Raw genomic sequence first — 21559 nt, 5'->3', positions numbered from 1 at the left:
CAGCAACAGACGCAACGTATTGCGTCTCTACACAACACACAAACATTCGATTTTCCTAACCTAAACCAGTAAACAAATGACGACTAAACTCATCGCTGCATTCGTGGTAGCCACCTTGATTAGCATAAGCAGTTACTCGCAGACAACATCGGCGGTAACGGAAAATTTCAAGCCATCCGCATTGAATCAGCCGGGGCAGGAATACCCGCAGGTAAACTCGCAGGGCTACGCCCGATTCCGTATCAACGCCCCCAAAGCCGACAGTGTGAAGGTGAGCCTGGGGCTGGGCGGGCGAGGTGGCACCAGACTTACTAAAGGCGCCGATGGCTTCTGGACCGGCACCACGGAAGGCCCGATGGACGAAGGCTTTCATTACTACAACGTAACGATTGACGGCGGGAAATTCAACGACCCCGGTGCCCTGAATTACTACGGCTCTGTCCGCTGGGAGAGCGGCATTGAAATACCAGCCCACGACCAGGATTTCTATGCTCTGAAAGACGTTCCGCACGGCAACGTGCAACAAGTGCTGTTCCCCTCCAGAAGCACCGGAACATCGCGTCGGGCTTTTGTGTACACGCCACCGGGCTACGAGAAAGACAAATCGACAAAGTATCCGGTACTGTACCTGCAACACGGCTGGGGCGAGGACGAAACGGCCTGGAGTAATCAGGGACACGCCAATCTGATTATGGATAACCTGATTGCTGGTGGCAAAATCAAGCCGTTCATCATCGTGATGACCTACGGCATGACCAACGAAGTGAAATGGGGCAAGATAAGAGAGTTCAAAATCGACCCCTTCCAGACGGTGCTAACCGATGAATTGATTCCCTACGTGGATGCCAATTTCCGCACCCTCGCCAACCGCGACAATCGGGCGATGGCGGGACTGTCGATGGGTGGCATGGAAACCAAAATGATTACCCTTAGTAAGCCCGATGTTTTTGGGTATTATGGTCTGCTCAGCGGTGGTCTTTATAACCCGGACGAACTGAAAGACAAGGCCAAACCGAAGCTTGTTTTCATTAGCTGCGGCAGTAAGGAAAAACCCGATGGGGTAAAAAAAGCGGCCACCGACCTGAAAGCAGCCGGGTACAACGCGGTTTCGTATGTCTCCGGGAATACGGGGCACGAATTTCAGACCTGGCGCCGGAGTCTGCACGAGCTTGCCCCCTTGCTGTTTAAGTAGCCCAAACAGGGAAGACAACTACCCGATTATCACGCCCCCAACAACGTAACTCACCCGAAACCATGAAGAAGAACCTATACAACCCGGCTGCGTTCGTAGTCCTTGCCATTGGATTACTGCCTGGGTCAACGGCCCTGGCGCAGACCATTCTCAACGAAGCCCCCAAAGGGTTTGACCAGGTACGGACAGGCATCGCGACTGGGAAGCTTGACTCGGTTGCCTATCCGTCGAAAACCGTGGGTACGTCCCGCAAAGCGCTGATTTATACCCCGCCGGGTTATACCAAAAAGACGAAATACCCGGTGCTGTATCTACTGCACGGCATCGGTGGCGATGAGAAAGAATGGCTCAAGGGCGGTAAGCCGCAGGTGGTACTGGACAATCTGTACGCTGAGAACAAACTGGCACCGATGATTGTGGTGATGCCCAACGGCCGGGCCATGAAAGACGACCGGGCCGTGGGCAACGTGTTCGATAAAGACAAAGTCGAAGCCTTTGCTACCTTCGAGAAAGACCTGCTCAACGACCTGATTCCGTTTGTCGAGAAGAAGTACCCAACCCTGAACGACCGCGAACACCGCGCCATTGCCGGACTGTCGATGGGGGGCGGTCAGTCGCTGAATTTCGGGCTGGGCAATCTGGACAAATTCGCCTGGGTGGGTGGTTTCTCGTCGGCCCCGAATACGAAAGCCCCGCAGGAACTGGTCCCGAACCCCGAAGCCGCTAGAAAACAGTTGAAACTGCTGTGGATTTCGTGCGGGGATGCCGACGGGCTAATCTCGTTCAGCAAACGTACCCACGATTACCTCTACCAGAACGACGTGCCGCACATCTATTACGTGGAGCCGGGCGGCCACGATTTCAAGGTCTGGAAAAACGGCCTGTATATGTTCTCGCAGTTCCTGTTCAAGCCCGTCGATGTTGCCTCATTGTCTAAATATACCGTTCTGGGTACGCCAGCGGCCACCAACGCCCGTAACGCCAAATACCCCCAGATTCTGCCCGACAACCGCGTGGTGTTTCGCGTGAAAGCCCCTGACGCCCAGAAGGTACAGGTCGATTTGGGTAAGAAATACGACATGGTAAAAGACACCAGCGGCTTCTGGACCGCCACCACCGATTCCATCAGCCGGGGTTTTCATTACTACTCGCTGCTCATCGACGGCGTCGCCATTGCTGACCCGGCCAGTGAAGCCTTTTACGGCATGGGGCGCATGGCCAGCGGCATCGAAATACCCGACAAAGACGGGGCTTTCTACGCTATGAAAGACGTTCCCCACGGCGACATCCGCATCAAACGCTACCTCTCCAAAGCCTCGAACACCTGGCGCGAAATGTACGTCTACACCCCGCCGGGCTACGACAAATCGACCGAAAAATACCCGGTGCTGTATCTGCTGCACGGCGGTGGCGAAGACCAGCGCGGCTGGGCCACTCAGGGTAAAACGGATATGATTCTGGACAACCTGATTGCCGACAACAAAGCCAAACCCATGATTATCGCCATGCTCGACGGCAACATGGGCGGTGGTGGTGGACTGGCCGGTTTCAACGAAAACGTGTTGAAGGCGTTTGAAAACGAACTGAAACAGGGCGCTATTCCCTTCGTGGAAAGCAATTTTCGGGTCGAAACCGACGCGAAGCACCGGGCACTGGCAGGCCTGTCGCTGGGTGGGTTGCAGACGTTGTACGCGGGCATCAAAAACAACGATATGTTCTCGTCGCTGGGCGTATTCAGTTCGGGCTGGTTTGCCAACAAACCTACACTGACTGACCCGCAGTACGCGTTCATGAAGACCAACGCGGCTGCCATCAATACCAACCTGAAACCACTGTGGATTTCAATGGGCGGTAAAGAAGATATCGCGTACCAGAACTGCCAGGTCATGATGAAAAAATTCGATGACATGGGTATCAAATACCAGTATAGCGAATACGCCGGTGGGCATTCGTGGCCCGTCTGGCGACACGACCTGTTCCTGTTTTCGCAGGTGCTGTTCAGGTAAATCCAATACCTATGCATTTAGATTTTAGCGTACTTAATTTCAGCATTAACCGAATGAAACAACTACACAAAACCCTTGCTTTAGCGGCTCTGACCAGTTGCTCTCTGACCACATTCGCGCAGACCAACGGCGGCAAAAATCCGATTTCGCAGCCGCTGGTATCGCACATTTACACGGCTGACCCATCAGCCCACGTTTTCAACGGCAAAATTTACATTTACCCCTCTCACGACATCGATGCGAAGAATGTCAAAGAAGATGACGATGGTGGGCATTTTGCCATGCGCGACTACCATATCCTGTCGATGGATAAAATTGGTGGTCCCGTTAAAGACAACGGCGTAGCCCTCGACCTCAAAGACATTCCCTGGGCGGGGCGGCAGCTATGGGCACCCGATGCTACGGTTAAAAACGGGACGTATTACCTGTACTTCCCGGTTAAAGACAAACAGGATATTTTCCGCATCGGTGTAGCAACCAGCAAAAGTCCAACGGGGCCGTTCAAGGCCGAGCCAACACCAATAAAGGGCAGCTACAGCATCGACCCCACCGTATTTCAGGATACCGACGGGAAAGCCTACCTGTACTTTGGCGGAATCTGGGGCGGTCAGTTGCAGCGTTGGGACAACAACCAGTATAACCCGAAAGGCGCGTTGAAACAGAAAGACGAGGTGGCCTACCTGCCCCGCATTGCCCGGCTGAGCACCGATATGAAATCGTTCGCCGAGCCGGTTCGGGACGTGCAGATTCTGGATGAAACCGGGAAACCATTCCTGGAGAAAGACAGCGATAAACGTTTTTTTGAAGCCGCCTGGCTTCATAAATACAAGGGAAAATACTATTTCTCGTATTCGACCGGCGACACGCATAACCTGTGCTACGCCATCGGCGACAATCCATACGGCCCCTTTACCTACAAAGGCATTGTGCTGAAACCCGTTCTGGGCTGGACAAATCACCACTCCATTGTGCAGGTCGGCAATAAATGGTATCTGTTCTATCACGACATACAGATTTCCGGAAAAACGCACCTTCGGAATGTGAAAGTAACCGAACTAACCTACAATCCGGACGGTACGATTAAACCGATTGACGCCTACAAATAGTCGCCTTCTAAATTAGCCTGACCCATGCGTACACTCATTTCCTGCGCCCTGATTGGCCTGACGGTTGCCTTCGTGGCCCCCGAAAAGGGACTGAAAGATTATTACAGGAATTACTTTCCCATTGGTGTGGCCGTCAACCCGCGTATGGTGCAGCCTGGCCCGGATGCCGAACTGATTAAAGCCCAGTTCAACAGCATGACGCCCGAAAATGCCATGAAAATGGGACCAATTCATCCCGAAGAGAACCGCTATAACTGGAAAGATGCCGACGCTATTGCCGCTTTCGCCAAACAAAACAACATCAAACTGCGGGGCCACACCCTGTGCTGGCACAACCAGACACCCCCCTGGCTTTTTACCGACTCAACGGGCAAAACCGTGAGCCGGGAGGTGTTGCTGGCCCGCCTGAAGCGGCATATTACCGACGTAATGGGTCGGTATAAAGGCACGGTTTACGCCTGGGACGTGGTCAACGAAGCCGTTCCCGATACGGGAAACAGCCTGTATCGCAAATCGAAATTCTACGAAATCATCGGCGAAGACTACATCGAAAAGGCATTTCAGTACGCCCACGAAGCCGACCCCTCCGCACAATTGTTTTATAACGACTACAATACCGAGAATGCATCCAAGCGGGACCGCATCTACCAGTTACTCAAGAAGCTCAAAGACAGGAAGGTGCCCATCAACGGGGTAGGTTTGCAGGCACACTGGTCTATTTACGAGCCTACCGCACCGGAACTGGAAGCGTCCATTAACAAATTTGCCAGCCTGGGGCTGAAGATACAGTTCACGGAAGTAGACGTATCGGTATATCCCAAAGAACACGAGCGCCGGGCACGTCGCGATACCGATAGAAGCGAGTTTACGCCCGAGATGAACGACAAACAGGCAGCTCATTATAAGATGCTGTTTGAGGTGTTTCGAAAGCACCGCGACAAGATCACCGGCGTTACGTTCTGGAACCTGACCGACAAATACTCCTGGCTGGATAATTTTCCCGTTCCAGGCCGGAAAGATTACCCGTTGCTATTCGATCAGACCGGTCAGCCGAAGAAAGCATTCCAGGGCGTGGTGAATTTCTGAGACCAGGTATTTTCAACCCGGTATCCGCATTTCCAATAGGGCGTAGCTTAAAGTTTTGCCGTGCGTATCCATCGTGAGCGAGGTCGTCACGCCACCGGTTAGTGCCTGCTGGCAGACAAACTGAAGCGCAGGTAAATTAGGTAATTCGTACCGGGTTATATCGCCCGCTACAATATCGGTCAGGTGCTGTTTGACGGCCTCAGCCGTAACCTGAGCGCATAGCAGCGGGTAATCGTCGGCCTTGTACGGAATGAGCGAGAGCGTCAGCGTATTGCCTTTGTCACCCGCCCGGCTATGCGCGATATCGTAGAGCTTGAGGGTCATGATTGAAAAAGGGTTACCTGTGGCGTTAGTTGATGGCGGTCAATGAGCGTTGAGACGATGCCCACCAGTTCATGAACGTATTTGCGCGCTCCCCCACCCCCTGCCGGGCCGTTGGTGTAGAGGGCTTCCACTTCTTCGCCAACCAAAGCGGCCTGCTGAGCAGTAGTGGCTTTACCGGCCACCCGCAGCCGGATTTCATAGGGGTCGGGGTAATGACCGAAGTTTGTTCGATGCACCGATGTGCTGCCGATGTAGTCGATGCGTAAATCGGCAAACCGGTTTTGCAGCCGCTCCTGAATAATTTCACCCGCCAGTTTGGCCCGGCCCAGGGCGTTTGAACCGGCATACGAAATTTCGCCTTCGCCAGTAAAACCAGCCTCGTAACCCACACTTACTTTCAGCGTATCCGGTCGAGGCTGACCACGCCCGCCCGTTACGCCGACCTGATTTGGCCCGGTTTCTACCAACTGTACCTGCGTAAAATCGGCCACTACGTCGGGGGTAATGTAGCGGCTGGGGTCCATTACTTCGTAGAGCAACTGTTCTTTAGCGGTTGCCAGGCTCAACACACCACCCGTACCGGCTACCTTACTAAAAACCGCCGTGCCGTTTGGTGAAACATCGGCAAAGGGATGGCCCAGATGAGCCATGTCGGGTACGTCTTTGCGGCCGGGGTCGGCGAAGTACCCGCCCGTGAGCTGACCGGCGCACTCCAATAAATGGCCAATCACGGTACCTTGCCCCAACTGATTAAAATCGTCCGACAACCAGCCAAATTCATAAACCAGCGGGGCTAAAAACAGTGACGGGTCGGCCACCCGGCCCGTAATGATAATATCGGCATCAGTCGCCAGAGCGGGTAAAATAGCGTCGGTACCTAAGTAAGCATTGGCCGAAACAAGCGCACCGGCATCGGAAAGGGGTTTGCCTGTTTCCATCGCCGTTTCGCGGCCCGAAAGCAAGCTGAACACATCGTCGCCGGTGACAGCGGCCACCGTCACGGATAATGCTAATCGTTGAGCAATGTCGACAATTTTTTGGGCAGCCGCCAGCGAATTAGCCGCGCCCATGTTGGTGATCAGGCGAACCTTCTTTTCCAGCAGGTGAGGCAACAGACTTTCGATTCGGCGCTCCAGCAGTGGATCGTACCCTACGCTGGCATCCTGCCGTTTCCGTTTCTGGGCCAGCGCAATGGTCCGTTCGGCCAGGCATTCCAGCACCAGATAGTCTAACTGGCCCTGCTGAACCAGCACGAGGGCGGGTTCGAGCCGGTCGCCGGAAAAGCCAGCCCCGCATCCAATTCGAACAGTAGTTTTCATAAATGAATGGAGCCGGTTAACAGGGCCGCCAGCGTCATAACCAGCGTCGTGCCGAAGGCCCATTTGAGAATAAATTTCTGGTGATCGCCCAACTCCACTTCGGCCAGACCAATGAGCAGGAAGGTAGACGCCGTCAGCGGACTAACCGGGAAGCCAACTGTCATCTGGCCCAGCAAAGCGGCTCGTCCAATTTCCAGCGGGTCAATACCGAACTGCGTAGCCGTCTGGCTCAGAATGGGGACCACGCCAAAATAATAGGCATCGGGCGTGAAGAGCAGACTGGCGGGCATGCTGGTAATGGCCGTCAGGGTTGGTAGCCAGGCGGCATGTTGCTGGGGGATAAGCGAAACAACGGACGTGGCCATGGCATCGATCATTTTAGAACCCGTCAGAATGCCCGAAAAGACGCCTGCCGCAAAGATCATACTCGACACCATGAAAATGTTGTTTCCGTGGCTTCTGAGCACTTTTTGCTGATCCGGCAGGCGTGGGTAGTTGATCAGCAGCGCGACAATGGCGGCCGAAATGAACAGGGCTGGTGCCGGTACCCAGCCTTTCATGAGGGTGGTGATGAGACCAATGGTCAGCACGGCATTGACCCAGAACAAACGGGGACGGCGAAGTTGCCGCTGTTCGTCGGTCAGGCTTTCCTGATGCACATACTTCAGGTCACTAATGCCCAGACGTTTCCGCTCTTTCCGGCCGAACCACCAGGCCACAAAAAGCACCCAGCCAATACCGGCTGCCATTGCCGGAATATTTGGGTTAAACAACTGGGTGGCATCCGTTTTCAGGGTTGATATGGCCCGGGCCGACGTACCTGACCAGGGCACCAGGTGCATGGGTCCCACGCTTAGCGCGACAATGCCGGGCAAAATCAACCGGTTGATACGCAACTGTTTGTAGATGGGTAAAAAAGCGGATATGACGATCATGAACGTGGCAGTTCCATCGCCGTCGAGGTGAACAATCATCGTCAGCAGGGCCGTTCCAATAATTACTTTCAGCGGGTCGCCTTTCGCAAAACGGATAATGGCTGCAATGATCGGATCGAACAGACCGACATCAAGCATTGTGGCAAAATACAGCACGGCAAACATGAGCAAAATGCCCGTTGGGGCCACCTGTTTAATGCCCGCCAGAATCATCTCTCCCAGTTCATTAGGGCTAAAGCCAGCCAGGAAGCCCATCACGACCGGCACCACTACCAGCGCCGTAATAACGGATAGCCGCTTAGTGATAATCAGCAGCAGAAAAACGACAATGGTGGCAAAGCCAAACAGCGACAGCATAAGGCAGGTAGTTGAGTGAGTTTGTTTTTTGACAGGATTAACAGCCGGGCTGACGCTTCGGATAAAACAGTTTTTTTCTTTTACATCCTATCTTATCCGAAGCGTCAGCCCGGCTGTTAATCCTGTCAAAACTCCTCTACAGAGACTTACCGGTAGCAATCTGCAAGAGCTCTTTGTCGGGATGGCTTTTTAGCTGACTCGTATTGTCGAGAATCATGGTAGCCCCATTTTCGGGCGTGTATGAAGGCCAGGCTGGTAAACCTTTGTGGTTCGGATTACCCGTTCTGGCAAAGGCAATCCAGGCCCGGCTCATTTTGTCGGCCAGCGCATGGGCAGCTTTGCCCCCGCCCGTCATTTCTTCGCAGCGGTCGATATTATCGAACACAAAGGGAATCTCCATGCAGTGCATGGATTTATAGATACCATCCAGCACCGGCGACTGCCAGGTAAACAGGTACATATACACAGGAGCCGCCCCCGGAATGGCTTTCGCATTGGCCTGCTGAACAGTGAGCGGACGAAAGTTGACGTCGATGTCCGTGTAATCAGAAGGCTTGACTGTTTCCGGGTACGCCTTCTTTACCGCTGCCAGATACGCATCTGCTTTGTCGCCGTATTTTTTCTGTAGGTTGGCCCGGGCCCCTTCCATCGTCAGGTCACGGGTGCCCGGCATGAAGGGGGTGAACTCATTTTTGGTTGACCCCACAAGCAGGGGAATATTTTTTGACAGGGCTATCGCGGCTGGTTCCGTGAGTTGATCCGGCAGAAAGTTTCCATCGTGAACAGGTCCCCAGCCCAGTCCTGCGGTTGGTTTTCCGTCGGCTTTCAGCTTGTCGGCTACGGTACGAATGGCTTTTTTACTGGCTGCATTCAGTCGCTCGTAGGGTATTTTTTGCAGTGAATCGATCTGATTTGGCTGTAGGTTTAATTCATCGAGCAGGGCCGCACTGACTTTCCGGGCCAGATCGCTTTCGGTGAAGCTGGTGATGTAACTACCACTCTGAACAATGGCTTTGTGATACAGGCCTTTTGCCGAAGGAGCATTCATCAGGCTGGTTACTTTGCCACCCCCACCCGACTGGCCGAATATGGTTACGTTTCCGGGATCGCCCCCAAATTGAGCGATATTCTGCTGAATCCACTGTAAGGCAGCCACTAAATCCATCAGGCCCGCATTCGCGGAGTATTTGTACTTCTCCCCGTAGGCTGACAAATCCAGAAAACCCAGCACGTTTAAGCGGTGATTCACGGTAACAACGACCACATCGCCCTTTTTGGTCAGGTTTTCGCCATCATACGACGGTAGCTCAACCGAAGAACCGGCCGTAAATCCGCCCCCGTGTAACCAAACCATGACAGGGCGGCTTTCCGTGGGGCGTTTTTTAGAATTGTTGATTTCGGGCGTCCAGACGTTCAGGCTCAGGCAGTTTTCGTTAGTGTAGCCCCAGTCGTGATGAAACGGAAATTCAATCTCATCGTACGTGGTCGTGGTTACATCCATCGGGCAAACGGGTCCGTAGGTCATCGACGAGCGAACGCCCGTCCACGAATCGGGTTTGGTGGGGGCCATGAAGCGTTCTGCCTTAGCGTAAGGAATGCCTTTGAACGTAAACGTGCCGTTGTGAATATACCCCCGAACTGAACCGGACGCGGTGGATACGGTAGCGATGCCTTTACCGGCCACAATGGGATCGGTCGCTTCGTTTTTAGCCTGCCCAACCGCCAGCAGCGGTAACGTGAGCGCAAGTAGGGACAAAAGGATTGATTTGATTTTCATAGAAGTTATTGGTTGGCTATTCGTTCGATAAAAAGTGGGTGCGGATAAGATCGGCGGGTCAACTATTAATACCCGTTGGCTTTCAGAATTTTGCTAAAAAAGAGGAGTTGATAAGGCAGTGCATTTTCCCAATACGCCCAGGTATGGGCGCCGGGCCGTTCGGTGTAGTCGTGGGGCGTCTGGTTTTCCACCAGTTGACGGTGCAACTCCCGGTTACCATTGATAAGAAAATCATCGACACCAATATCGAAAATCAAGGGCAGATTATTCTTTTTCAACTGGCCGGCCAGCGTAACCATTGTGTAGCCCGGATAAGGGGCGTCGCCTTCTCTGGGCGGGCCTAACAGATTGGCAAAATTCTCGGCGCGGGATTTGGCAAAATCGGCGGGCACTTTCCAGGTGGCCGTATTGATATTCATCACCCCACTCATACTGCCAGCCGCAGCATACACGTCGGGATGGCGGCTGGCGATGAACATAGCTCCGTGTCCACCCATCGACAAACCGGCAATAATGCGGCCCTGACGGTCACGCACGGTACGATACGTATCATCAATTTTATTGACCAGTTCGTTGGCGATAAATGTCTCGAACTGACTGTTTTTAACGAGCGGACTGTCGAAATAATAGCTCATCGGATCACCGTCGGGCGTTACGATAATCAGGTTATACTGGTCGGCCAGCCGGTGTAGCAGCGTTTTGTCGGGCGTTTTGGTCAGCCAGTCCCGGAAACTTCCCGTGCCGCCATGCAGCAGATAAAGCACCGGAAATGCTTGTTTTTTGGCCTTGCGGTATGCGTCAGGCAGCACCACGGCCGCCCGAAGCGTTCGGTTCATGCTGGCGCTGGGTACGTCTAAGGTGTCTACTTTGGCTGCGTAAAGCGGAAGCGTTAAAAAGAAGCCAAAAAAGAGTACCAACTGCGACCAGGTAATTTTGTTTCGATTCAGGACAGGCATACCAGCTTGGAGATTTTATGACGTTGTTTGATTACGTTGGCTATCATCGAGTGGGCAACCATCATGAATGAGAAGCGTTTTCTTCTTGCGCTTTAGCCGTAATCTTTTGCACAAAAGGAAGAGCGATTCAAATATAGGTGTGTGTTCCGTCTAATCATCCAGCTTAGGGTATGGCTGTGCCGATATCAGGCTTACTAAATGAAACTGTATCTTTAGGAAATTTTATTAAGGGTACGGAATTTTCATAAATAGGTAGAAACTAACGTATTAAATGAAAATAAAGACGGGTAAGGAGGAAGCTGGGTACTTACTTGAGAAAGTTATAAACACGTATGAACGCGCCACTGGCCAGCAAATCGTACGGAACACCAATCCGAAAAACTACGAGGATATAGCGAGGCTACTCAGTTCGATCAGTAATGAATTGCCAGACACGGCCCAGCACCTGGACCATGATCCGTATCCGCCCGACCCCAATCCAAAACAGGTTGACTATCCCCACCGAAAGTACGACATAACGGGTGTTCAGGTAAAAGATGCCTACAACCAACTCGTGGCGAATCCACGGTCATATTTGATCGACGCCTGCTACATTTATCTGTATGGCGTTGGTCGCAAGGGATTCATCCAGAATCCGCAGGATGCCAATCTTATCGAAGGCGTAGATGCCTCCGTAGCGTTACGGTTAGACGAGCAGGAAGCGCTTCGGCAGCAGTTAGCAACCTGCCAGCAGGAAAACGAAGCTAAGGCCACCCGATTGAAGGCTTCTATTAGGAAAAAGACCCTGGTTTGGCTCGTCAGTTTACTCCTTTGTCTGGCCTTAGTCGGGTTTGTCAGCGCTCGCTGGATCGCCGACCGAAACGAGTGGGCCACGATTCGCCATGACCTGAATATTCTTCCGTACCAACCAACGCAGGCTGAAATTGACAGTCTGTCGGGCATTTGGCTGTACTATACGGGGGCTCCTCAGGCACGGGCAAATGATCCCAACCGATTTCATCAGGTGGCCAATAATCTCGTGGAGATCATCTACAAGAACGGTTATTTTATCTTCAATCGACACGGGGCCAACATTGATCACATTGGCTACATGCAGTTTGAAGCACCGGCGCTGGTATCCATCTATTCGAGGGTGAAGAACAAGAGCGGTAACGTAGAATCGCCCATCCATGCCCTGTTGCGCTTAGACAAAGGCAAGGGCTACCTCACCAGCATTGCCACAACCTGGAGTTTCGATATGGGCGATGGCAATGATCTGATCGGTATCCGAAATGTGTTTATCAAACAGGGCAAGGGTGGTTCGCTGGAAGAAATTACCAACACGCCGGAAAACGCTAATTGCCACTGTAAGATCATGAAATGGGTACAGACTAACAACCAGACCAGAACGTTTCAATTGAAATATCACCTGTTGGATACGCTGGCAAATGAGTCGTTAAAAACGCTGATTGATGAGAATAGTATTCTCCTAAGGGAACCTCAGGAAGGCGTTATTCTCACCCCTGCTCCGGGCAAGTAAACGCTTTAAGATATCCCAATAAGATCTGGTATATATTTAAAATTACATTGCGTATGTGACTGATTAAGTATTGGAAGCTCTTATAAAACTAGTGAATACTGGCCTACAAAACTGCTCCGTTTCCTTCAGGCAAAAACTAGCTCGACACCCCCTCGTCAGGCTGTGGCATACCTACCTCATATACGTTACGGCAATTCTTTAATGGCAAGATGACGGAATTTTATGGCCGCATCCGGTCGCCAGGAAGATAAGGGCATACCACTGCCTGCAGACGCCGAATACACGGCCGTCCAATGGCATTGCAAACCGATCATGCCTTCAGTAGCCTGTACGGCGCTGCTCGATGCTCAACGCCCGCATTACCGCTAAAACCCGTATCTTTGCGACTGATTTATTGCTTATGACCGCCCTATTTGCCAACGACATTTTTTGCCGGAGTATCCAGGACTACCACCTGAACGACCACGTCGATACGCCCATTACTAATCCGTATCCGACCAGTGAGATTGCGTTTCTGTTGTACCAGAAAAACTGGATCGACACGATTCAGTGGCACCTTGAAGACATCATTCGCAGCCCGTCCATCCGGCCCGATGAGCTGGTGGCCATCAAACGCCGGATCGATCAGTCGAATCAGGACCGGACCGATACTGTAGAACAGATTGACAGTTGGTTTTCGAACCAGTTTCAGGCCATCACGCCCAGGCTATCCGCCCGAATGAACTCCGAAACGCCCGCCTGGCTTCTCGACCGAATGTCGATTCTGCAACTCAAACTCTACCATTTTCGCGAGCAGGCCAACCGCTCATCGGTTTCGGACGAACACCGCCAGCGGGCAACGCAGAAACTCGCTGTGCTGCTGGAACAGGAGAGCGACCTGGCCCGCTGCTTCGACGAACTCCTGGAAGACATCCGCAACGGCGACCGCTACATGAAGGTGTATCGGCAGATGAAAATGTATAACGACCCAACCTTAAACCCCGTGCTATACGGGCAATAAACTATAAAATGATTGATGTACTCAGCGCGAAAGTCATCCATCACACCTCCTATCTCCTATATCATACAGTACAATCTTACATCCGTTGAAAAAACAGTTGCTTGTTCTCAGGTTTTCGGCAATGGGTGATGTGGCCCTGCTGGCTCCCGTTGTGCAGGCGTTTGTGCTACGCTATCCTGACGTAGGCATTACGGTGGTGACGCGCCAAAAATTTGCCGTTTTCTTTGATCAGTTTCCGAGCGTTCGCATCGTTGGCGCCGATTTCGACGGAAATCATAAGGGGTTCGCGGGCCTGGTTCGTTTGTTTAACGAGCTGCGAAAAGTAGCTTCATTTGCCGCGATAGTCGATGTACACCAGAATTTACGGTCGGGTGTTCTGAAAAGTTTGTTTCGGTTAGTGGGTGTGCCATCGGTGACTATTGACAAAGGGCGGACGGCAAAAGAAGCCCTGACCCGAAAAGAAAATAAAGTGCGTCGGCAGTTGCCACATAGCCTGGACCGGTACGCCCGTGCGTTTGAATCAGCGGGTTTTGCTCTTGAGCCTGCCCGCCCGTTTCAGTTTCAGCCACCTACCTCCGCCCACGATGAACTGGCGACTTTCCTGAATCAGCAAACTTTTGCTGCCGATGCGCCCCGGCTCGGCATTGCTCCTTTCGCCCAGCACGCACAGAAAATGTGGCCGTTTGACCGATTCGCCCCCTTACTGGACCAACTCTACGCCGGACCACCGCTCACGGTTTTTCTGTTTGGGGGCGGTGCCGCCGAAATGGCCCAACTCGACACCTTACGGCAGCAGTGCCCGCAGGTGATCCTCGTGGCGGGGCAACTTTCGTTAGCCGCCGAGCTGGCCCTCATCCGACGGTTGACCGGAATGCTCTGTATGGATTCGGGAAATATGCACCTGGCGGCTTTGAGTGGTGTGCCGGTGCTATCCATTTGGGGAGCCACCCACCCCAACGCTGGTTTCGGTCCGTGGGGACAGGGCGACGAAGCCATTCTTCAGATTCCGGTCGATGTACTCACCTGCCGCCCCTGCTCGGTGTTCGGCAATAAGCCCTGCTGGCGGGGTGATTTGGCCTGCCTGAACGACATTTCAGTGGAAGCGGTGGCCGGGCGGATATGGCAGATGCTGGGTAACTAACAAAATTTTGCTTTCATTCAGCTACCGAATCATCACGGAAGTTTCTCCCGTAAAATCTGCAGAATCAGTTCCTGCTCAGCCTTCAGCCCGGCTATATCCGGCTGCATGGTGCTTATAGCCGGGTGCAGTTGGTTTTGATTAGCATCTACCTGGTCAAACCGGGTAGCGACCTGACCGAATTTGTTAGTTACCTGATCGAATCCCTGATCCATTTTACGGTCAAGTTGGGGAAGCCGCTCATTGGTTCCCTCAGATGCATCGGCCAGCCGGGTGAGTTCCTGACTACACTACAGCTTTGGCCATCAACTCGGATTGCTTACCCTGGTGTCCGTCAAAAATTCTTCTTTTTCGTCCGTAACTCCTTCACATCAAAGTCAAAGGAGAGGTTATTCATGCACTTGAAGTGTTTTCTGGGGCAACTATCTGAACCACTGGCCGAGCAGGGACGGCAGCCTAAGCCTGGCGTTTCGAGCTGTACGTGCGGAGTTTTGTAGGGGTAAAACCCGAATTGGGGCGTGGTGCTGCCCCAGATGGAATAGACTTTTTTGCGAAAGGCAGCCGCTATGTGCATCAGGCCCGTATCGTGGCTAAACACGACCCGCGCCCGTTGCAGCAACGAGGCCGACTGATTGAGGTTATACAGGCCACAGGCATTATAAATCTGTTGCTCACCAATCGCCCGCACAATTTCGTCGCCAGCTTTACGGTCGGCCTTGTCGCCCAGCAGCACGATTGGATGGTCGATTTTAAGGCACAATTCAATCATCCGCAAAACGGGTAGCCGGCGGGTCTGATGCTGTCCGCCAATGGCGTAAGCGACAAAATCGGTCTGGTGGGTGGCGGGGAGCCAATCCGTTTCAACCTCGTCTTTGTAAGGAATGAAATAATCGAGGCCACGCCCGTCGTTCTCCACCCCCAGCGGCTGAACCGTTGCCATATAGCGGTCAACAACGTGCTGTTCGGGCAGGGCGTTCACTTTCCAGCGCACATACAGCCACTGCCGAAGCGACTGACGGTCGACACTATACGATCGGACGCCCAGGAACGCTTTCATGAGTTGTGTAAAACCGGTATTTTGCAGGTCAATGATGTAATCAAACCGCTCGGCCCGGAGCTGGCGGATAAGCGAATAAACGCTGCCGTCTATGTAGTGCCGGGCCGTAAGATGTGGATTATGAGCGATAATTGGTGCAAACTCCCGCCTGGTGCAGAAATGGATCTGGGCATTCGGCACTTGCTGTTTCAGACAACGCACAACGGGCGAAGTCAGCACGACATCGCCAATGGACGAGAGTTGTAGAACCAGAAGTTTTACCGGGGAATCCATTCTGCCATCATTTTGGACAAAACTATTCAAATTTCTGCACGTAACCAAGCCGATCAATAAGTCCACCAACGCGGTTTATTGGGTGTGCGATACAGGCTGTTTTCGCAGGCCGCGCAGGGCGATGGCACGGGCACAATTACGGGCGGCTCCAGCGGGGGCGTACCCTGCCCGCCACTGCGGTCTACGTAAATAAACTGCTCGGATATACCCGTTGCTCCGAAATAGCCATATGCCTGCTCGGCGGGGTCGCTCACACACCGAACATTACCCTGGACCGAAGTCGGGGCGGCATCGAACAGCCCGCCCGTGTTGTTGACCAACTGACGAACACTCTTCCAGAACGCATAAGCCCCTTTGCTGATAGCCTGTTGCTGCACTTCGAGGTAATAAGGCGTAGTACCGGTGAAAGGCACTGCCGTAATGAACTGTCGGCTGATGGCCTGCCCATTGATGTTGGCATCGGAGTTAAGGCTGATGCAGTTGTAGCAGCGACTAATATCCCAGCAGTTCGAACAGCAATAGGCCCCAATGAACGACCCGTCGCGCTGCTCGACTGCCCGGCAGATGGAGATAAACTTGTAGGCTGTCCACTCCCAGCGGTAGTAGTTACCGGTCGTTTCGGGGTCTTTGGTATCTAAATAAACGTTCCAGGTTTGTTTACGCGTGAGCAGACCCGGAACAGCCTCGTTCTGGTATTCATAATACAGTTTCTGGATGGGCGGAGCCGCCTGCAGAACCTCCGCATCCGACTCATAGCGTTTGCCAGTCTTGGTCTGAACGGTTAGTTTGTAGCTTCGACCGGCCACACCCCGAATGCCGCCCACCCGCGTCTGGTAGACTCCGCCCGATATCTCCCGCAGCGTCTCGCGGTTACCCGCATTGTCTTCAATCGTGATGGTGGCGCCCGTTTCGAGCAGATTCAGGCTTCTGACCGTGTAGTCGGCAGTGCGGGTCAGCCGAACCGTGTAGGGCAAATCCTGATCGGTAATTTGTCCTTCAATGACTAAGGAGACTGGAATACGAACCGTATCGGGCTGGTACTCCGTTACGCAGGAAGCGAATATAAAGAGCGAAAGAGCGAATGAGTGAATGAGCGAATGGCTAATGCTGGCTTTTCGCTCTTTCGCTCTTTGAAAATGTTCTTTTATCATCAGAATTTAAAATTATAGGTCAGTGACGGAAAAGCCGTCCCGAAAATCGAGAGTTTGTAGGCGTCTTTAGCGGCTGCATTGCTCAGTCGATAAAAAACGGAATAGGCGTTCTTACGGGCGTAGACATTGTAAATCGAGAACACCCAACTGCTTTGATTGCGCTTTTTCTTAAGCGGATTCTGCTCGAAGGTCATCGAAAAATCGAGCCGGTGATAATCCGGAATCCGCTGCTGATTCCGATCGAGGTAAATTGGCACATACACGCCGTTGATGCGTGCACGGGCATACGGCTGGGTGATGGGCCGCCCCGTGCTGTAGGTAAAATTCAGCGACATACTGAACCAGGTTGTTGGGCGGTGCGTCGCCAGAACGTTCAGCGTATGGGGCTTGTCGTAGTTAGCCGGGTATTCGAGGCCGTTGTTCACTCGCTCGCCCGCATAGGGGCTATTGATGGTCAGAAAGGTGCGGGCGTAGGTATAGCCCACGAAGCCTGTCCAGCGGCCTTTGTTTTTGCGAAGGATTCCCTCAAACCCGTAGGCGCGGCCATGCCCCTGCACAATCTGCGTTTCAACGGCCTCGGCCAGTTGGAGTTCGGCGCCGTCGCGGTAGTCGATGGCATTGATGATGGTTTTGTAATACACCTCCCCCGATGCTTCGATGGCGTTGCTGGCCGTATTGCGAAAGTACCCCAGCGACCATTGGTCGGCAATAACGGGCTTCGTGTAGGTGTCGCTCAGGTGCCAGCGCGAGGTGGGCAGTGCGGCTGTCGTGTTGGTTACCTGCTGGATATACTGCCGCAGTCGGCTATAGCCCGCTTTAATGGCCCGCCCCTCGCCCACCGACCAGCGCACCGCCAGCCGGGGTTCCAGGCCGCCTGTCGTGTTGTAGATTTTTCCGGCTTCGTAGACTTTGGTCGAGGCAACGGTTTCGTCCTGGCGGGGGGCGTTTTCCGGATAGGTCCGCACGATTGCCGGTCCCCGGTTCAGCAGGGTCGAGTAGCGAAGTCCGGCTATGAGGGCCACCCTGGCGTTTAGTTTCCACTCATCCTGCACGTAGGCCGCCAGCTCGTAGGCCCGCTCGCGGGCGAGATCGGCCAGCAGCACATTTGAGAACGGCCCTGGCGTTCGGGTGTTGGGCTGCACGAAGTAATCAATCGCACTCAGGCCCGCCTGCCACTGGTGGATTTCGCTGGGCGTGTAGGTTATATCTGATTTGACCTGACGATGCCAGACACCGGATTCGAGCCGGAACGCATTGGCCGAATCCGGCGACGATAAATCGGCGCGGTATCGACTCAGAATAACCGACGCAGCCAGATTCAGTTGTTTACTGACGAAGTAATTCCAGCGCAGGACGCCGTTAAGTGTCTGGTAGTTAAACTGCGTTGATGCGGCATTAATTTCCTGACCAGAGAGCGAATCGGAGGGCAGTTTGAACACATCCGTGCTCAGATACCCCGTCAGGGTAATGGTGTTCTTTTCGTTGGGCTGGTACTTTACCTTGGCCGTCAGGTCGTAGAAATTAGCTTTCGTACCCCGCAGATTGGGGGGCGTCAGCTTAAATAGAAAATCATTGAACGAACCCCGCGCAGCCGCCAGAAACGACAGTTTCTTTTTGATGATTGGCCCCTCAACGGCCAGGCGGCTCGAAATGAGACCAACACCGCCAGTAATTCCCCATTTGTCGGCATCCGGCTCCCTGATCTTCACATCCAGTACCGACGATGCCCGCCCGCCAAAGGCAGCCGCGACACCACCCCGGTTCAGCGTCACATCGCGCACCACGTCGGGATTAAATACCGAGAAAAAACCCATCAGATGACTCGAATTGAACACGGGTGCATCATCGAACAAAATCAGGTTCTGGTCGGCGCCCCCCCCCCGAACATTGAACCCCGGCGCCCCCTCGCCCACCGTTGTTACGCCCGGCAGCAGCAATAAACTCCGGACCACATCGACCTCGCCCATCAACGGCGGAATGCGCCGGATGCTGCGAATCGTCATCTGCGACACGCCAATTTCGACTTTACGGACGTTGCGGTCGGGCGTTTCGCTCGTCACTACCACTTCTTCTAAGTCTTTGGCATCATCTTCGAGCGTGATTTCCCGGAAGAGCGTTTTCTGGAGCGCGATCGTATCCTGCCGGGGTCGATAGCCGACGTGCGAGAACCGCAGCACGTACTTACCGGGCGGCAACTGCACAATGTAAAACCCATCTTTCGCCGTGACGTATCCTTTCGACACATCCAGCACCACAATATTAACTCCCTGAATGGGTTTACCGGTTTTGGCATCGCGCACATACCCCGTTGCCGGAAACGTGGGCGGTGGGGTATTCGGTTTCGTTTTTTGCTGGGCCTTCACCCCGTTGAGCAGAAACAACAAGCACACTACGTAGAAAAAGCGCATAGAACGACGGTAGAAGGCGCAACGTTGGCAACGAATGCGCCCATGGATCACTACCAAAAGGGGTAATTCGGCCGATTTACCCTATTTGCTCTGTCATTACCCGATATTGCTCCGGCTATGCCTTCGCTAATAGCTTCAGGTACGCATGTGCACCCGTCGCTGTTGCAGGTAGTCCGTCATTTCCGCCAGCGTCAGGGCATTGAATGTCATGGCTTTGGTTAACCCGCCTTTCCGGCCGATGGCTACGCCATAGTGCATATCTAACAAACCGGCGAGGCTGTGGGCATCGGGGTTAATGCTCAGCTTAACACCCCGCTCCATCGCGTAGTCGATCCAGCGCCAGTCGATGTCGAGCCGGTAGGGACTGGCGTTAATTTCGATGATGACGTTGTGCCTGGCGCAGGCGTCGATGATGGCGCGGTGGTCGATGGGATAGCCTTCGCGGGCCAGCAACAACCGGCCCGTCGGGTGCCCCAGAATGGTTGTGTACGGGTTTTCGATGGCCCGCAGGAGCCGGGTTGTGGCTTTTTCGAGTGTCATCGTCAGGGTTTGGTGAACCGAGGCCACGACGTAATCGAAGGTGGCCAGCGTGGCGTCGTCGTAGTCCAGTGAGCCATCGCCCAGAATGTCGGATTCAATGCCTTTGATAATGCGGAAGTCATCACCAAAACCGACATTAAGGCCATCTACTTCAGCTTGTTGCGCCTGAATCTGCTCAACGGTTAAGCCGTGTGCGTAGGTTGCCGTTTTGGAGTGGTCGGCAATGCCGAAGTAGGTCAGGCCAAGTTGGCGGCAATAGTTGGCCATCTCGGCGATGGACTGCTTGCCATCCGACCAGGTGCTGTGGTTGTGGAGGGTGCCGCGCAGGTCGTCCCAGGTAACAAGTTCGTCGGGTTGGTGGCGGCTGGCCCAGCGAAAGGCAAAGTCATCTTCGCGCATTTCGGGCACGATGTAGGGCAGGCCAGCCCGTGCATAAATCGCCTGCTCGACCTCCGCCGTTTCTTTGTCGGTCACTTCGGAGACCACACTGGAATAAGCAATCTGCAGTAACGATGCTCCGCCCGTTCCAACCTGCTGCAAATGCGGTTCTGCCGCCGTTTGAATAAACAACTGCCGGTTCATCTGTTCAGCCGGATACAGCAGCAGTTCCACCTGAACATCAAAACCCGCCAGCCGTCCGCGCCAGACAAACGGCGACGATTCAGCCTCGTTTTGTTCCAGATTCGGCAGGTTATTCAGTGTGAGCATGGCCGCAGTGGGGTCGTTGGTTTGCACGAGCAATTGCACTGTATCGACCTCCTGCGCTTTCCGGCGAACCTGCCCGCTAATATCGACCCGGTCGAAGTGTTTGGTTAGTTCATCATGCAACAGATTGGCCATCATGGCGGCTTTGTCCATACGAACTTTGCCCTGTTGCTCCTGTAAAAATTCCAGTGCGGCCAGAATTTTCTCCTGCGTACTTTCGCCAAAGCCCTTAATTTTCGCAATCTGCCCGTTTTCGCCCGCCTGTTGCAGGTCGTGGAGAGTATCGATGCCCAATTCGCGCCAAAGGGTGCGTACTTTTTTCACACCCAGCCCTTTAATCCGAAACATATCCAGCACACCTTCGGGCGTTTGGGCGAGCAGGTCATCAAGGTCCGTCAGGCGACCGGTATCGGCAATCTCGCGGATTTTCTGAGCGACAGATTTTCCCACGCCCGGCAGTTTGACTAACTCCTCAACGGGCAGGTTCACTAAATCGGCAGTGGATTTATCTAAGTTAAAGGCGGCTGTCTGGAACGTTCGGGTCTTAAACGCGTCGCGGTCGTGGAGTTCCATCAACCGGCCTGTGAGTTCGAGCAGGTCGACAATTTCGGAATTGGTCATACAAAAACGGCAATTTACTCCGCAAGATAGGCAATCAGTCAGATTTTGCAGGGATGCCCGGCATTGCCGCCGTTACCTTTCGTTCATCA

17 protein-coding genes are annotated in these 21559 nt (G+C 53.5%); 7 read left to right on the top strand and 10 right to left on the bottom strand.

Annotated features, from left to right (window positions below; all coding sequences use genetic code 11):
• Positions 1-76 precede the first annotated feature (76 nt).
• The 4 genes from ACYVI1_RS23200 (at position 77) to ACYVI1_RS23185 (ending at position 5390) form a co-directional block, all read left to right on the top strand.
• Positions 77-1192 carry an alpha/beta hydrolase-fold protein gene (locus tag ACYVI1_RS23200; protein WP_460913233.1) on the top strand — a complete coding sequence of 372 codons (1116 nt, stop codon included), beginning with the start codon at positions 77-79 and terminating at the stop codon, positions 1190-1192.
• A gap of 62 nt (positions 1193-1254) precedes the next feature.
• A complete protein-coding gene (locus ACYVI1_RS23195; protein WP_460913232.1) occupies positions 1255-3198 on the top strand; it encodes an alpha/beta hydrolase-fold protein in 1944 nt (647 codons plus the stop codon).
• A 53-nt stretch (positions 3199-3251) separates the two neighbouring features.
• Complete coding sequence (locus ACYVI1_RS23190; protein ID WP_460913231.1) at positions 3252-4304, top strand: glycoside hydrolase family 43 protein; 1053 nt, start codon at positions 3252-3254, stop codon at positions 4302-4304.
• A gap of 24 nt (positions 4305-4328) precedes the next feature.
• Complete coding sequence (locus tag ACYVI1_RS23185; protein ID WP_460913230.1) at positions 4329-5390, top strand: endo-1,4-beta-xylanase; 1062 nt, start codon at positions 4329-4331, stop codon at positions 5388-5390.
• Positions 5391-5402: 12 nt separating this feature from the next.
• Here the strand turns inward: ACYVI1_RS23185 and ACYVI1_RS23180 are convergent, their stop codons facing one another.
• The 5 genes from ACYVI1_RS23180 to ACYVI1_RS23160 form a co-directional block, all read right to left on the bottom strand.
• Entirely contained in the window at positions 5403-5714 is a 312-nt protein-coding gene (locus ACYVI1_RS23180; protein ID WP_460913229.1) for an AtuA-related protein, read from the bottom strand.
• Positions 5711-7033: an acyclic terpene utilization AtuA family protein gene (locus tag ACYVI1_RS23175; protein WP_460913228.1), complete on the bottom strand. Its 1323-nt coding sequence runs from the start codon at positions 7031-7033 to the stop codon at positions 5711-5713. The genes ACYVI1_RS23180 and ACYVI1_RS23175 overlap by 4 nt, the downstream gene beginning before the upstream one ends.
• On the bottom strand, positions 7030-8325 hold the full coding sequence (locus ACYVI1_RS23170) for a CitMHS family transporter (protein ID WP_460913227.1): 1296 nt from the start codon (positions 8323-8325) through the stop codon (positions 7030-7032). The genes ACYVI1_RS23175 and ACYVI1_RS23170 overlap by 4 nt, the downstream gene beginning before the upstream one ends.
• 136 nt (positions 8326-8461) lie before the next feature.
• The gene (locus ACYVI1_RS23165; protein WP_460913226.1) at positions 8462-10102 is read right to left on the bottom strand and encodes a carboxylesterase/lipase family protein; all 1641 of its coding nucleotides are present in this window, start codon (positions 10100-10102) and stop codon (positions 8462-8464) included.
• A 65-nt stretch (positions 10103-10167) separates the two neighbouring features.
• On the bottom strand, positions 10168-10938 hold the full coding sequence (locus ACYVI1_RS23160; RefSeq protein ID WP_460913251.1) for an alpha/beta hydrolase: 771 nt from the start codon (positions 10936-10938) through the stop codon (positions 10168-10170).
• A gap of 391 nt (positions 10939-11329) precedes the next feature.
• Between ACYVI1_RS23160 and ACYVI1_RS23155 the strand changes: the two genes are divergently transcribed.
• From ACYVI1_RS23155 to ACYVI1_RS23145, 3 genes are all read left to right on the top strand, one after another.
• Positions 11330-12577, top strand: coding sequence for a hypothetical protein (locus ACYVI1_RS23155; protein ID WP_460913225.1), 1248 nt, complete (start codon positions 11330-11332; stop codon positions 12575-12577).
• A 343-nt stretch (positions 12578-12920) separates the two neighbouring features.
• Positions 12921-13577, top strand: coding sequence for a DUF4254 domain-containing protein (locus tag ACYVI1_RS23150; RefSeq protein WP_460913224.1), 657 nt, complete (start codon positions 12921-12923; stop codon positions 13575-13577).
• A gap of 97 nt (positions 13578-13674) precedes the next feature.
• Positions 13675-14718, top strand: a complete 1044-nt coding sequence (locus tag ACYVI1_RS23145) for a glycosyltransferase family 9 protein (RefSeq protein WP_460913223.1) — start codon at positions 13675-13677, stop codon at positions 14716-14718.
• Positions 14719-14750: 32 nt separating this feature from the next.
• On the opposite strand, the gene ACYVI1_RS23140 is transcribed toward ACYVI1_RS23145, so the two are convergent.
• The 5 genes from ACYVI1_RS23140 to ACYVI1_RS23120 all read right to left on the bottom strand — a co-directional run bounded on the left by ACYVI1_RS23140 (position 14751) and on the right by ACYVI1_RS23120 (position 21470).
• Positions 14751-14930, bottom strand: coding sequence for a hypothetical protein (locus ACYVI1_RS23140; RefSeq protein ID WP_460913222.1), 180 nt, complete (start codon positions 14928-14930; stop codon positions 14751-14753).
• Between the two features lie 119 nt (positions 14931-15049).
• Entirely contained in the window at positions 15050-16045 is a 996-nt protein-coding gene (locus ACYVI1_RS23135; protein WP_460913221.1) for a glycosyltransferase family 9 protein, read from the bottom strand.
• Between the two features lie 53 nt (positions 16046-16098).
• On the bottom strand, positions 16099-17196 hold the full coding sequence (locus tag ACYVI1_RS23130; RefSeq protein WP_460913220.1) for a DUF4249 domain-containing protein: 1098 nt from the start codon (positions 17194-17196) through the stop codon (positions 16099-16101).
• A complete protein-coding gene (locus ACYVI1_RS23125; protein ID WP_460913218.1) occupies positions 17196-19604 on the bottom strand; it encodes a TonB-dependent receptor in 2409 nt (802 codons plus the stop codon). Before ACYVI1_RS23125 ends, ACYVI1_RS23130 begins: the two co-directional genes overlap by 1 nt.
• A 135-nt stretch (positions 19605-19739) precedes the next feature.
• Positions 19740-21470: a helix-hairpin-helix domain-containing protein gene (locus tag ACYVI1_RS23120; RefSeq protein WP_460913216.1), complete on the bottom strand. Its 1731-nt coding sequence runs from the start codon at positions 21468-21470 to the stop codon at positions 19740-19742.
• Positions 21471-21559: the final 89 nt, after the last annotated feature.

It is taken from the genome of Spirosoma areae (assembly GCF_054781775.1).
Note: the sequence above shows the minus strand (reverse complement) of the source record. Positions and strands in the feature narration are given on the sequence as shown.